Here is a 14,276-nt window from a genome sequence, read left to right as displayed (position 1 = left end):
GGAGGAATTACCATGAAATTTTCAAGTAAACAACGTAAAGACGTATTAAACGGAGTAAATAAACAAGAATTAGATGTGATCGTAATTGGTGGAGGTATTACTGGTTCTGGTATTGCATTAGATGGAGCAACACGCGGGTTATCAACAATTGTGTTTGAAATGCAGGACTTTGCAGCAGGTACATCAAGTCGTTCAACGAAGCTTGTACACGGTGGTCTACGTTATTTAAAACAACTTGAAGTGAAAATGGTAGCAGAGGTGGGGAAAGAGCGTGCGATCGTATATGAGAACGGTCCCCATGTAACAACACCAGAGTGGATGTTACTTCCGTTCCATACAGGCGGTACGTTCGGATCATTCAGTACATCAATTGGTCTTCGTGTATACGACTTCTTAGCAGGTGTAAAACGAAGCGAGCGCAGAAAAATGTTTAACCGTGAAGAAACGCTGAAGAAAGAGCCTCTTGTAAAACAAGAAGGATTAAAAGGCGGCGGTTACTACGTTGAATATCGCACTGATGATGCGCGTCTTACAATTGAAGTAATGAAAGAAGCGATTGAGCACGGCGCAAAAGCTGTTAACTACGCAAAAGTTGATAGTTTCTTATATAAAGATGGAAAAGTATGTGGTGTACGTGTAATCGATTTACTAGACGGTGAAGTATACGAAGTTTACGGTAAGAAAATTGTAAACGCAGCTGGCCCTTGGGTAGATACACTTCGTGAAAAAGATAACTCGAAAAAAGGAAAAGTACTTCAGTTATCAAAAGGTGTTCACTTAGTAATTGATCAAAAACGTTTCCCATTAGGTCAAGCGATTTACTTCGATACACCAGATAAACGTATGGTATTCGCGATTCCGCGCGGAGGAAAAACATATGTAGGTACAACAGATACGTTCTATGATAAAGATGCAGCTGTACCACAAATGACAACAGAAGATCGCACGTACATCATTAATGCGATTAACTACATGTTCCCAAGCGTAAAAATTACGGAAAAAGACATCGAGTCAAGCTGGGCTGGCGTACGTCCGTTAATTTACGAAGAAGGTAAGAGTGCATCTGAAATTTCTCGTAAAGACGAAATTTGGACTTCTGAATCTGGTTTAATTACAATCGCAGGTGGTAAATTAACAGGATACCGCAAAATGGCTGAAATGGTAGTAGACTACGTAACGAACTTACTACAAAAAGAAGGGCATAGTGCATATCCGAAGAGCACAACGAAACATATGCCAATCTCTGGTGGACATGTAGATGGCTCTAAAGGATTACCAGCATTTATCGCGAAAAAAGCAGGTGAAGGTACGAAATACGGTTTAACAACAGCACAAGCAGAAGAATTCGCGAAATTCTACGGCTCTAACGTTGACGTACTATTTGACCTAGCGAAAAAACATAAAGACGAAGCGAAAGAATACAACATGCCACTAGACGTTCTAATCCCACTTGTATACGCAATGGATTACGAAATGACAGCAAAACCAGTTGACTTCTTCGTACGCCGCAGAGGCGCTGTATTCTTCAACATCCACTGGGTATACGAGTGGAAAGAAGCAGTAATCAACTACATGGCTGCGAAACTAGGCTGGAGCAAAGAAGAACAAATGAAATACACAGCTGAATTAGAGAAAGCATTAACAGACGCTGTCATTCCTGTAGATCAACAAGAACATGCAGCTGCGTTAGCGTAAAAAGAGAAACACCTGAAGGCGAGCCCTTTAGGTGTTTTTTCTCTTGACTAAAAATAATTAGAATGTGTTACAATGATGATAGAGTATGTAGTATGAATTTTGCATAAAATGAAGAAGACAGAAGCCTGAGAAACTTCTGCCTTTGTAACCTAACTTGCTATTGTGGTGGTAGTAGGTGCGGTTATAAGACAATTACATTAACGTTTTAGCCGAGAACCGCCCTTACCTTTTCCACGAAGCAGGGTGGTTCTCGCTTTTTTGTATACAGAAATTAGCCACGGACCGACGTATCTTCTACCGATGACAACGCCAGCTCCGGTTAGGATACCGTACACTAATTTAATGACAAACATCGCGATCATTTTATCACCTCCCCCCTTTTTCAAAATGGAAGAGATGATTACCACACCTACTAGTTATAGCTTATTAAGTTACATTTTAATTGTATTATGTTTTAAAATAGGGAACAAGACATATAGATAAAAAGCCCTAGCGTTCAAACTCAAACCCCCACTGAAAGGCTTTATCTCAGTGGGGGTAGTTGACTCCTTGTTAAATAAACATAACTAAAAAAATAAAGATACTGATAACAATATCCAAATGAAATACACAGCAGAACTAGAAAAAGCAGTAGATCAACAAGAACAAACAGCTGCATTATGTATAGAATTTCAAATACTACACTTGTATGAAGCGTGTACTGGTTTTGATAGTATCGATCCATCTTTGTATGGCCATGAAATATTAGATTCTTTAAGTGAGCGTTAGAAAGAAGGAGGACTCAATGAAATGGGTTCTCTTTTTTCATTTAGCGATGAGGGGAATCTTGACGATAGAAAACTAACACAAAACTCTTATTGCAAACTTAAAGAGCGCCTTGGGAGAGGGGCGCTCTTTAGGTGAATGTATTGTAACGACTATTCGGTTTATTATATGTAAGTTACTGAGGAAGTGTTTTATAAAAAACGTTATTATCAACCGAATTATTTTATTTAATTTATAAAACTTTTCCATGCAGTGCGTCGTCTAATATATGGGAAGGAGGAAATGATGTGGATGAATTAACGGTAGAAGCGTTTGAAATAGAAGATAAGGAGGACCTTATCGACGAAATCATGAACAAGTATGGACAAGAAGTCTTACAGCTTGTGTATTCATATGTGAATAATAAAGAGGTTGCGGAGGATTTAACGCAAGATATATTTGTGAAATGCTATAAATCTCTTCATACATATAAAGGGAATTCGAACTTAAAAACATGGTTATGGAGAATTGCGATTAATCATTGTAAGGACTATTTAAAAAGTTGGTATAACAAAAAGGTCATCGTGACAGAGGATGACTTTACGTATATGGAGAGTCAAAAAGAAAGTGTGGAACAAATAGTTATTCAAAGTGCAGAGGATAGTAGGCTTGCTTCTGCAGTAATGAGTTTACCGATCAAATATCGAGAAGTCATTTATCTATTTTATTATGAAGAGTTATCAATTAAAGAGATTGCTACGGTAATAGAAGTGAAGGAAAACACGATAAAAACGAGGTTGAAAAAAGCGAAGGAGCTTTTGAAGAAAGGATTGGAGGAATAGTCAAATGGAAGATCGATTAAAAGGCTTGCGAAAATCAATGGAGAACACAACTTTTAAACATTTGAGTTTTTCTGATCAGCACCAGAAGCGGGTGCGTGAAAAAATCAATCAATCGTCCGAAAAAGAAGAAGATATTCTTTTAGCAGTGTTGCAACTTCTTATAAATGAAAAAACAGGTTATGAATTGATGCAGTTACTGCGCGGGAGAGGGATTCAAAAATTCGAAGGGGACGAAGGGTCTCTATACACGTTATTACATCGTCTAGAACAGAATCGCTTTATCCAATCTAGCTGGGACCACGAAGGAGCTAAATATTATCAATTAAATGATAAAGGAAACAAGATGCTGCGAAAGGCAGAGAAGAATGCTACGAAGGCACGATTTATATTAAAAGGATTAGTACAGGAGTGAGAAAAATTGAACAAAAAAGGGGAGCGTTTTTTAAAAGAAGTTACGAACCATATTAAATCAAAAGAAGCGAAGGACTTAGTAGCAACTGAACTGAATTTTCACTTAAAACAGGCAAAGAATATGTGGATGGATAAAGGGTTAAGTGAGGAAGTTGCTGAAGATAAGGCTGTTGAGCAAATGGGGAGTCCAATTAAACTGGGACAAGAACTTAACAAACTGCATAAGCCAAAGGTTGATTGGTTCTTACTTATTTTGTTAGTGGCTGCGATGGGGTTAGGATTTTTGCCAGTTATAGCTTTTGGATATATGAATGATTTACTAATGGATAAGGTGATATTTGTTGTTCTTGGTATTGCAACAGCGTTAGGGATGATGCTGATTAATTATCGGAAGTTAGAGAGATTAGGATGGTTGTTTTATACAATTGGTGTACTTATCTTGTTAATGCTATACTGCTTTCCGAATGCTGGGATGCTTGGAGAACCGATAATAAAAGTTGGTCCTATTGCAATTGACCGTTTAATGGCAGTGCCGTTCTTTTTTCTAGCTTGGGCTTCTTTTTTCAATAATAGTAGGATAAAAGTAATGCATCTTGTGGCTCTTTATTTATTTTCTTTGTATTTATTTTTTATTGGCGCAGCTTTTTCAGTGATTTTTATTTATATCACGATGGTATTCGTTATGCTTTGGTGGAGTAAGTTAGGGAAGAAAAAGGCATTAATTATTACAATTGTACCAATCTGTTTATTGATTATAGGGGCCTATTTTTCCTGGCACACAGTAAAAAGAGTTTATTTGGATAGATTTTTAGGGTATTTGAATCCAGAGCGTGATGCACAGGGCGCAGGATTTATGTATATACGTTTAAAGGAGGTAATGTCGTCAGCAGGTTGGTTTGGTACATACGGAGATGTAAAATTCATCCCTAATCCAGATACTGATTTTGTATTTGCAAGTTTGACTTATTGTTATGGATATGTGCTTGCACTGGTCCTTGTCTTAATTCTTTCTCTTTTTGTAGCACGGTTAATCTTCATATCTTATACAATAAATGACCGGTATGGTAAATTGCTTCTCATTGGAGGCATGACTCTTTTCGTAGTGCAATTCCTTTATAACGTCGGTATGATTTTAGGTTTATTACCGATTACTGCTATATCATTACCTTTTATTAGTTATGGATTAACACCAACTGTATTTCATGCGCTTGTAATGGGAATCGTACTAAGTGTATATCGACGTAAAGACATTCCAGCGAGAAAATCAGCTTAAAAAACAAACCACCTAGTCCCTTTTTAGGGTGTAGGTGGTTTTATTTACACACTTAACAAGTTTTTCCGTTCTCAACTTCTCCGCATGAATCTGGAATTTGCTTATCTTTTATTAATAGTAATAGAAGTTCAAAAAACTGTTCGCGTTGTTCTAATGTGAGGTTTTGTAAAATATCGTCTGCGACCTTGTCTTGGAACGCGAGCGCCTTTTCCATATTGGAGTGCGCGCGTTCAGTAAGTTGAATTAATGTAGCCCGGCGATCACTTGGATCTGGTATACGAATTAGGAGCTTGTCTTGTTCGAGTGCATCGACAAAATCGGTAACTGTACGTGCTTTGACGCCTAATTTAGCAGCTAATGCGTTCATTCGAATGGGACCATTTTCAGAAACGGTGGATAGAACGCGTAGCCTTGGCCCTGTTAGATGATAAGGTGTGTCAAGGGCTGACAATTGAGATTGAAATTCTCTTTGAACATAGTTGGACGATTGCATTAAAATATGAATGATATCTATTGCAGCTGGATTATTTGGTTTCATGAATGGGATGACCTCCTCATTATTTTGTAGTTCATTTTTGCACGTTTCATAAATATATTGTATATTATTAGTGAGTATCCTCTCTATATTGTAAAAAAATAGTGAGCAACTTCATTATATCGTATGCTCATAATGTGTGATAGCGGGATAATTACTATTATAACTGATGCGGGGATCTATAGAAAACGATAATAGAGCGAGGTGTATGTATATAAGGAATTTCAAATCGTTTCAGCATTCAATAGCAATACCCTTAAAAAAACATATGTAACGGAGGATTGTACATGACTATTGTAGCATTAGTACTTCAATGTTTATTAATTTTTGCATTTTTCTTTTCAAGTGTGAGCAAAATTGCGGGAGCAAAAATGCAAGTAGAGGCTTTCGCTCATTTAGGTTTACCTCAATGGTTTAGAATTGCGACAGGTTGGATCGCTTTAGCAGGAGTGGTGGGACTGATTTTTGGTTTCTGGAATGAGGTCGTATTAGTTTTAGCAGCATTATGGATTGCTTGTATTATGTTAGGAGCTGTATTGTCACATATGCGTGTGAAAGATCCAATTGGAAAAATCATGCCAGCAGCCGTGCTTATGATTTTAGCACTAGTTCTTGCGGTCGTTCATTTTTCAGCAGTAACAGAACTTTTGTAAAGCAAATTGTAGATTAGTAGATTTGATTGAATAGAGGTAGAAACTGAGCACGTACGATAAAAATGATATCCTCATTATAACAAAATAGTGAGGATATTCATTATGTTGATACTCATTTAAATTTGTATAGATTATGGGAAAGAGAAAAGGGGGTCTACAAGATGGTAGATCATTCATCACAAAATGCAGATAAATTGCTAGCAGTTTTAGTAGTTACGCTAATATTTTCGGTTATGAACGGTACGATGTTTAATGTAGCTCTTCCTGAAATCGGTAAAGAATTCAACCTTGTCCCTTCAGAGGTTAGTTGGATTATGACGAGTTATATGGTCGTTTATGCTGTTGGTTCCATCGTAATGGGAAAACTGGCGGATAAATATCGATTAAAGGATTTGTTAACGTATGGACTACTTATTTTCGCTCTAGGTTCCTTGCTTGGTCTACTTGCTACTGAGTATTGGGTTATCATTTTAGGCCGTGTCATTCAAGCGGCGGGAGCTTCTGTTCTTCCTGCGACAGCAATGATTATTCCGGTTAGATACTTTGCGCCAGAAAAAAGAGGCCGTGCGCTTGGAACTTCAGCAGTTGGTTTAGCGCTTGGGAATGCTTTAGGGCCCGTTGCCGCTGGATTAATTACGAGTTTTGGAAGCTGGAGACTCATGTTTGTTCTTTCATTACTACCGCTTCTAACGCTACCTTTCTTTAGAAAGTATTTAGACAATGCAAAAGGGAAGGCGGGTAGTATTGATATTCTTGGCGGAGGTCTATTAGCTGTATCGGTCGCGTTCTTCTTGCTTGCTATTACGCAAATGCAAGTGCTGTTATTCCTTGGTGGATTTGTTATGTTAGCGTTCTTCATTTTGCGGATTAGAAAAGCTACAGAGCCTTTTATTAAACCGACTTTGTTTAAAAATAAAAACTTTTCGATTGGGTTACTCCTTGCTTTTATGACGACAGCGATGAGCTTTAGCATGACATTCATGACGCCGCAATTTCTATCAGCAGTAAATGGATTGACTCCTTCGAATATTGGTTTTGTTTTAGTTCCAGCTGCAATTGCCTCGGCAATTATGGGAAGAAAGGGAGGAAGGGTAGCTGATACTCGGGGCAATTTTGCACTCGTTTTTATTGCCTCAGTATTCATATTCCTTGCTTTCTCATTATTATCTACTTTCATTGGGGTCTCGGCTTTTGTCATAGCATTGATTTTAATTTTCGGAAATGTAGGACAGACCTTTATGCAGATTTCAATGTCTAATACAATTTCACAAACACTGTCAAAGGAAGAGACAGGTGTTGGAATGGGATTACTGTCGATGATTAATTTCATATCTGGCGCGATGGCTATGAGTGTAGTAGGGAAATTGCTTGATAAGGGATCGACTTCACTAAAGCTAAATCCTTTTGTTGCAAATGAAGCTGCAAATATGTATAGTAATATCTTCGGCGTGATGTCATTGTTGATCTTACTTGTAGTTGTGCTCTACCGTTTTCAATTTGGTATGGGCGTTTCTACGTTAAATATGACTAGCAAAGGTAGTAAAAACTTATAAAAGAAAATACAAGGAGGGTTTATGTATGAATACTCAAACTGCACCTGTTTCTTCGCAGTCAAAGGAGTTTGACAATGTGAAAAGACTCCCGATTTTAATATCAATGATCATTGGAGCGTTTTTCACCATTTTGAATGAAACATTATTGAACGTTGCTTTTCCACAATTAATGATTGAGTTGAATGTAACAGCGTCGACTCTTCAATGGCTTTCAACAGGGTACATGCTTGTAGTTGCTGTACTCATTCCAGCTTCTGCTTTATTAGTACAATGGTTTACAACAAGACAAGTATTCATAGGTGCTATGGTAATCTTTACTTTCGGTACACTTGTAAGTGCGATTGCGCCTGGATTTTCTATACTATTAATGGGTCGCTTGTTACAAGCAGCAGGTACGGGATTAATAATGCCCGTATTAATGAATACGATTCTCCTTCTATATCCTCCTGAAAAGAGAGGAGCGGCAATGGGGAGTATTGGGCTTGTAATCATGTTTGCCCCTGCCATTGGGCCGACACTTTCAGGGCTCATTTTGGAAACATTGAATTGGAGATGGCTATTTTATTTCGTTCTTCCATTCGCGATTTTTTCTATTGTTTTTGCATTTATTTATTTGAAAAATGTCTCAGAGCCTACTAAACCAAAGGTGGATGTATTATCTATTCTTTTATCTACAATTGGATTTGGCGGAATTGTTTATGGATTTAGTAGCTCAGGCGAAGGTTGGGGTAGTTTCCAAGTATATGGCATAATCCTAATTGGTCTTGTAGCAATTCTATTCTTCGTATTGCGTCAATTGAAATTGAAAGAGCCATTACTAGACCTTAGTGCATTTAAGTATCCGATGTTTACGCTAACGACAATTTTATTGACGATCATGATGATGACGATGTTCTCGACAATGACGTTACTACCATTTTTATTCCAAGGTGCTTTAGGCTTAACTGTCTATGCAACTGGTCTTATCATGCTTCCAGGTAGCCTGTTAAATGGTCTGCTTTCTCCAGTTTCAGGGAAGCTGTTCGATAAATTTGGTCCAAGAGCGCTCATTATTCCTGGTACGATATTATTAGCAGGTGTGATGTGGTTCTTTACACAAGTAACGGCAGATACGTCTAAAATAACTTTCATCCTATTACATGTCACTATGATGGTATCCATTTCAATGATTATGATGCCGGCGCAAACGAACGGTTTGAACCAACTTCCGAAGCGATTTTATCCTCACGGAACAGCTATTTTGAATACTCTATCACAAGTAGCGGGTGCGGTAGGAGTTGCGTTCTTTATTAGCGTTATGACTTCCGGACAGAAGAAATATTTGGATGCATCTTCAAATCCGACTGACCCAGCTCAATTGACAGAAGCAATGGTTTCAGGTGTGCATAACGCATTTACAATTGGCTTTGGTTTGGCACTACTTGCAGTTGTTGTAGCTTTGTTTATAAAACGTTCGCAGACTTCAGAAAGTTAAGGGGCGAAGTAAAGAGGGGATGCCGAGGGCTACCCTCTTTATTATTTTGTTCCTACATAGTAATTTGATTTGGGTTCCTTCTTATTAAAATAGTATTTTTCGGATAGCACACCTGTTTAAATTTATAATAGAACAACTCTAACTTAGCGATAAAGTTTCATTTTATGTTTAAATAAGTGAACTCGCTTTAATAGAAGTACACAATTCAGAACGAGAAATTGATTCAGCTAATTGTTGTAAATAGGCGTATTCTGCTACGTCTTTTTCAGAAGTGTTAGGATCCAATAAAGGTGAAGAAAGAAGTACATCAATCGTAAGTATGTCTGCATCATGAGAGACGATGTTATAACCTGCAAATACAGGTCGTTTTAAGTCTTTTACTTTTTGAATCATCTGATGGAATTTCGTAACACTTATATTGATTTGTGCGAATGGAAAGCATTTTTGGGTAGGATTCTCGATGGTCTTTCTAATTTTATAATCGTATACATAGTAGTACTTTTCTTGCTGCTCAAGTGTTTGCAACTCTTTCGTTAATAAGTGGTATTTGTCTGTAAGTCCAATTGTAAGTGCATCGTGTTCTTCGCCAACTAATAATGTGAAAGGTCTTGGTGAGGAGATTGAAATGGTGCGGACGTTTAGGTTAGTAAAAGTTTGATTAGATTGTAAAATGGTATGTAATTTTTCGGCAGGAAATTCCCCGTCATAAATAGCAATAAAATAATGGTTCATCTTTTCGCTCCTTAACTTTTTTCTAAACTGATATATTCTACTTTAAAGTTGTAAATCCTGCACAAAAAAGAAACACCTTGATTGTTATCAAGGTGTAATAAGTTCAAAACTCTCCGAATCAGCCTCAATAATAAAAGGGCTAACCTCGCCAACGCTATAAAGTTGTAATTCATGCATCGCGCGCGTACAAGCAGTATAGAACAATCTACGAACGCTCTCATCACTGTACACATCTTTAGAAGCATCGTAAATAATAACAGCATCAAATTCGATACCTTTCGCTAAGTAAGCAGGGATAATAACAACGCCTTGTTCGTATTCAGCAGAGGTGCTCTTCACAAGTTTAATATCTTCAATGCTACTAAGTGCCTCATAGGCAGCGGCGCTTTCAGCTGCAGATTTACATATAATTGCGATCGTGTTGTGATTTTGTTTTTGTAATTCAGCAACTTTGGCAGTAATACGTTCGTGCAGTTCGCTCTCATTCGCTACTTTCGTCACTGTAGGTTTCTCACCGTCACGTTCAAAGGCGTGAATGTTGTTGCCTTCCGGTACGAGAGCACGTGTAAATTCAATGATTGGTTTTGTTGAGCGATAGCTACGGGTTAAGTTAATGCCGTTCGTTTCGTCTGGTCCGTATAAATTCGTAAGTGTATCGAAATTAACTGTTTCACTCGCATGAGCAAATATTGCTTGGTTAAAGTCTCCAAGTACCGTCATTCTTGCGGCAGGGAAGAGACGTTTTAAAAACTCGAACTGAAACGGCGAATAATCTTGTGCTTCGTCTACGAGTACGTGTTTAATCGATCTGTTCGTTTGGAAGCCTTCAATTAACTCTTTTAAAAGTAAAAATGGAGTTGCATCCTCGTAATATAGTTTTCCTTCATCGAGCATGTTCACCGTTAGTGAGCAAATGTCATCCCATTCTTTCGGTTTTTCTCCCGTAACCCATGATGCATCTGTAAATAGCTGTTTATATATGCCTGTGAAATTGATGAAACGCAATGTTTGAACACCTTTGCGAAGTGGTTTCAATTTTTTACGGACAATCATACGTCCAAGTACTTTCGCTTCTTTCTCAAAATCGTTAAAGGAGTTGTCGTCAAACTCACCTTTTTTCTGTAAATATTTATAAGCCTTTTGATATTCATCTTTACTCAGTAGTTCAATTTCTTCTTCTACCCAAGGCTTTTTCAGTTCTGCTTTTTCAAGTGCATCTATTTGCTTATTTAGCCAATCCGTTAACTTTTCAATTCGACTATGGAAGCGGAGGGAGGAGTCGGTATTGTAAAACTGCTCTGTAATTTCTTTCGCAGAAACAATTAGCTTTCCTCTAAATTTCATTCCTCTAAATAGCATGCCTGAAGATTCAAGAGATTGTCTGTACGCTCTAATCATCTCGAAAAATTGAGTAGATGCTTTAAAGCGAATGCTCGCATTTCTCGTTTTATAGATAGGGTTATTCGTTTCAGTTAACATATATTCTAATTGTTCATAAGGATCTTCCACATCAAATGACTTACTTAGTCTATGATTTAAATATTCTTGGAATGTCACTTGCTGCATATTTTCTTCGCCGAGTTCAGGTAGTACGTTAGAAACGTAGCTATTGAACATAGAGTTAGGGGAGAAGAGAATAATTTGATCCGCTTTTAGCCATTCGCGATATTTATATAGTAAGTAGGCGATTCGTTGCAGCGCAGCGGACGTTTTACCGCTACCAGCAGCTCCTTGCACGATAAGGAGTCGGCCTTCATCGTGACGAATAATTTCATTTTGCTCGCGCTGAATCGTAGCGACGATACTTTGCATATGTTTGTTCGTACCTTTTCCGAGCGCTTGTTGCAAGATTTCATCGCCAATTGTAAGGCTCGTATCGAACATAGAATCAATCTCGCCATTTTGAATAATGTATTGTAATTTTTTCTCCACATTACCGTGAATTACGCCGCCTGGTGTACTGTATTCAGCCGGTCCTGGTGGATAATCGTAGTAGACACTCGAAATGGGTGCGCGCCAGTCATATATAAGAAAGTTTTCTCCGCTAGCATCAGTAAGTGTAGCTACGCCAATATAAATTTTCTCCGCAGCAGATTCTCCTTCTTCTTTGAAATCAATTCGTCCAAAATAAGGTGCTTTATGCATGCGTCTTAGTGCGGCAAGTCGATTAAAGGTGTGCTTATGGGTAATTTGTGTGACAGCTAGTGACTGAGCTTGTTGTCTTAAGTTGATAACTGTTTCAAGATAATCATCAAAAGTATCAGTATTCACTTTCACGTCATCCCAGAAGTGTTTACGAATATTGATTACTTCTGCCCGGCGTCTGCCAGTTTCGTTTTCCAGTTTATCAATTTGCTGCGTAATCGTTTCGATTACGGTATCCAATCGTTTTTGCTCTAAATCAAGTTTTTTGTTCATACGGTAAGCACTCCTTTAAAAGTGAAAAATAGAGGTTGACTGAAGAAAGAAATTATGGTATATTTGATATACGGATAAATATGTTTTAGTTAATTTGTAAAACGTGTTTCTGTACTAATTTAACATAGTTTCTGAATTTAATCAATGATAATAAGATAAACCTTGGTTCCGTGTGGCGTGAATCGAGGTTTTTTTGTGTTTTAAGAGGGTTCGCAGTTATTGTCAGTTTCTGTCGGTAAGTCGATATATTATGAAAATCGCCGATATAATTTATTCAGAGGACCAACTATATAATTTCATTTACCGAAATCGGACATAGCTACCGGGGAAGAGGGCATATAAAAAAGCTCGGGCCGAAGCCCGAGCTTTTTATTTCATTATTTCTTTTCGTCTTTCTTAGCGTCAGCTTTTTGCTCTTTGAAAAGATCTTTCAAATCTTTATCGTCAACTTTTACGTCAGCTTTTTTGATTTCTTTCATCATAAGGTCGTTCATGAATTCGCCATCTTGTGCTTTCTTTTGAACGATTTCTTTTTTGATGTCAGCTTTAGATTGTTCGAATGATTTTTCTGGCTCTTTAATGTCTGTTACTTTAATGATGTGGTAACCGAATTGTGATTTCACAGGTTCGCTTACTTCATCTTTTTTCAGCTTATAAGCAGCCTCTTCGAATTCTTTAACCATTTTGCCAGGTCCGAAGAATCCTAAGTCGCCACCTTTTTCTTTTGAACCAGTATCTTCAGAGTATTGTTTCGCTAACTCTTCGAAAGATTTACCTTGTCCAAGTTCTTCTTTAACCTTTTTAGCAGTTGCTTCATCTTTTACAAGAATGTGGCTTGCTTTAATTTCAGGCTTGTAATTATCTTTCAATTCTTTATCAGTGATTGTTTTCTCGATAGCTTTTTCTTGCGCTAATTGAGCACGCACACCAGTTTTTAACGTTTCTTCTTTAATACCTTGTTGTTTTAATAGTGTATCGAATTGATCACCGTATTGTTTTTTCATTTCATCGAACTTTTTGTCTACTTCTTTGTCTTCAACTTTGTAGTTTTTAATAAGTACTTTTTCCATAACCATGTTATTTAGTACTTGTTTACCAGCTTGTGTCTTCATTTGCTCGTAGAATTCTTCTTTTGTAATGTCACCAGCTTTAGATGTAACGATTTTGTCTGATGATGATGTTCCACATGCTGATAATGCGATTACACTTGTTGCGGCTAAGGCAAGCATAGCTTTCTTCATTCGATAAACACTCCTACTATTATGTATTTTTAATTTATCCTATACCAATGAATTTTAGTTCATCAGAGCCCGGTTAAGTCTCACTGATACTTTTGCTTTGTATATTGGTAAAGCGCGCTTAACAGGGCTTACCGAGGCTTTAGGATAAAGTTAAGATGCGTGTCATTTATTTCATAGTATAAGCAATATGTACAAAATTTAATATATCATATTTCGACTCGATTTCATATTGATAAAGAAAAATTAACCAGTACGTGTCAGATTTTGAAGGTGTGCCATATTGGGCGTATGTCGCATATACAGAAAAGAGGAGGGGATGGGGGATGAATTCTCAACTTATTTTATTACTTGTACTGTTTATTTTATTGGTTATTGTAGGTATAATTTGCTTATAGAGGAAAAAAGTGAGGAAGGGGCTTTCCTTCCTCACTTTCCATGAAATATAATTTCTATATAACTAGAAATTAATAAAATTGTTATACATACATTAATAACCCGAAAGACACCGGGTTGGCGGCTCGCAGATATTTGTTTTCGTTCACACAGTGTATGTGTCATGAAATTCGTGTAAAATATAACAAGAAGTGCGAATGCGACAAAAACAACTGTTATAAGTGTCATGAGGCGAGACCTCCTTTTGGCTAAAATACATATACTTTATATATTGTATCATACGATATTTTGTTCGTGTTATAAAATTCAGAA

The 14,276-nt window shown here is 37.4% G+C and carries 14 protein-coding genes; 8 read left to right on the top strand and 6 right to left on the bottom strand.

The genetic code is table 11. The annotated features are described in order from the left end of the window. Positions 1-12 precede the first annotated feature (12 nt). Entirely contained in the window at positions 13-1,695 is a 1,683-nt protein-coding gene (gene glpD, locus RCJ96_RS09665) for an aerobic glycerol-3-phosphate dehydrogenase (RefSeq protein ID WP_000672813.1), read from the top strand. Positions 1,696-1,892: 197 nt separating this feature from the next. Here the strand turns inward: glpD and RCJ96_RS09660 are convergent, their stop codons facing one another. Then, the gene (locus RCJ96_RS09660; RefSeq protein ID WP_000561154.1) at positions 1,893-2,057 is read right to left on the bottom strand and encodes a hypothetical protein; all 165 of its coding nucleotides are present in this window, start codon (positions 2,055-2,057) and stop codon (positions 1,893-1,895) included. Positions 2,058-2,295: 238 nt separating this feature from the next. On the opposite strand from RCJ96_RS09660, the gene RCJ96_RS09655 reads away from it, so the two are divergent. The 4 genes from RCJ96_RS09655 (at position 2,296) to RCJ96_RS09640 (ending at position 4,965) form a co-directional block, all read left to right on the top strand. Next, positions 2,296-2,463: a hypothetical protein gene (locus RCJ96_RS09655; RefSeq protein ID WP_416504256.1), complete on the top strand. Its 168-nt coding sequence runs from the start codon at positions 2,296-2,298 to the stop codon at positions 2,461-2,463. A 284-nt stretch (positions 2,464-2,747) separates the two neighbouring features. Next, on the top strand, positions 2,748-3,281 hold the full coding sequence (locus RCJ96_RS09650; RefSeq protein WP_416504255.1) for a sigma-70 family RNA polymerase sigma factor: 534 nt from the start codon (positions 2,748-2,750) through the stop codon (positions 3,279-3,281). A 4-nt stretch (positions 3,282-3,285) separates the two neighbouring features. Next, complete coding sequence (locus RCJ96_RS09645; RefSeq protein WP_074609709.1) at positions 3,286-3,693, top strand: PadR family transcriptional regulator; 408 nt, start codon at positions 3,286-3,288, stop codon at positions 3,691-3,693. A 6-nt stretch (positions 3,694-3,699) separates the two neighbouring features. Then, positions 3,700-4,965 carry an FtsW/RodA/SpoVE family cell cycle protein gene (locus RCJ96_RS09640; RefSeq protein WP_416504254.1) on the top strand — a complete coding sequence of 422 codons (1,266 nt, stop codon included), beginning with the start codon at positions 3,700-3,702 and terminating at the stop codon, positions 4,963-4,965. Between the two features lie 52 nt (positions 4,966-5,017). On the opposite strand, the gene RCJ96_RS09635 is transcribed toward RCJ96_RS09640, so the two are convergent. Next, positions 5,018-5,503: a MarR family winged helix-turn-helix transcriptional regulator gene (locus RCJ96_RS09635; RefSeq protein WP_416504253.1), complete on the bottom strand. Its 486-nt coding sequence runs from the start codon at positions 5,501-5,503 to the stop codon at positions 5,018-5,020. A 284-nt stretch (positions 5,504-5,787) separates the two neighbouring features. On the opposite strand from RCJ96_RS09635, the gene RCJ96_RS09630 reads away from it, so the two are divergent. From RCJ96_RS09630 to RCJ96_RS09620, 3 genes are all read left to right on the top strand, one after another. Next, positions 5,788-6,153 carry a DoxX family protein gene (locus RCJ96_RS09630; protein ID WP_074609704.1) on the top strand — a complete coding sequence of 122 codons (366 nt, stop codon included), beginning with the start codon at positions 5,788-5,790 and terminating at the stop codon, positions 6,151-6,153. A gap of 161 nt (positions 6,154-6,314) precedes the next feature. Continuing rightward, positions 6,315-7,706: an MFS transporter gene (locus tag RCJ96_RS09625; protein WP_074609702.1), complete on the top strand. Its 1,392-nt coding sequence runs from the start codon at positions 6,315-6,317 to the stop codon at positions 7,704-7,706. A gap of 25 nt (positions 7,707-7,731) precedes the next feature. Next, positions 7,732-9,180 carry an MDR family MFS transporter gene (locus tag RCJ96_RS09620; RefSeq protein WP_416504252.1) on the top strand — a complete coding sequence of 483 codons (1,449 nt, stop codon included), beginning with the start codon at positions 7,732-7,734 and terminating at the stop codon, positions 9,178-9,180. A gap of 168 nt (positions 9,181-9,348) precedes the next feature. On the opposite strand, the gene RCJ96_RS09615 is transcribed toward RCJ96_RS09620, so the two are convergent. From RCJ96_RS09615 to RCJ96_RS09600, 4 genes are all read right to left on the bottom strand, one after another. Then, positions 9,349-9,912, bottom strand: a complete 564-nt coding sequence (locus RCJ96_RS09615) for a hypothetical protein (RefSeq protein WP_416504251.1) — start codon at positions 9,910-9,912, stop codon at positions 9,349-9,351. Positions 9,913-9,999: 87 nt separating this feature from the next. Continuing rightward, positions 10,000-12,330 carry an RNA polymerase recycling motor HelD gene (helD, locus tag RCJ96_RS09610; RefSeq protein WP_074609697.1) on the bottom strand — a complete coding sequence of 777 codons (2,331 nt, stop codon included), beginning with the start codon at positions 12,328-12,330 and terminating at the stop codon, positions 10,000-10,002. 377 nt (positions 12,331-12,707) lie between these two features. Beyond that, entirely contained in the window at positions 12,708-13,571 is an 864-nt protein-coding gene (prsA, locus tag RCJ96_RS09605; RefSeq protein WP_000710071.1) for a peptidylprolyl isomerase PrsA, read from the bottom strand. 426 nt (positions 13,572-13,997) lie between these two features. Beyond that, positions 13,998-14,192 (bottom strand): hypothetical protein, encoded by a 195-nt coding sequence (locus tag RCJ96_RS09600; protein ID WP_000172692.1) that lies wholly within the window; start codon positions 14,190-14,192, stop codon positions 13,998-14,000. Positions 14,193-14,276: the final 84 nt, after the last annotated feature.

This window comes from Bacillus sp. BSL6 (genome assembly GCF_052928345.1).
This window is presented reverse-complemented; position numbering and strand designations above follow the sequence as displayed.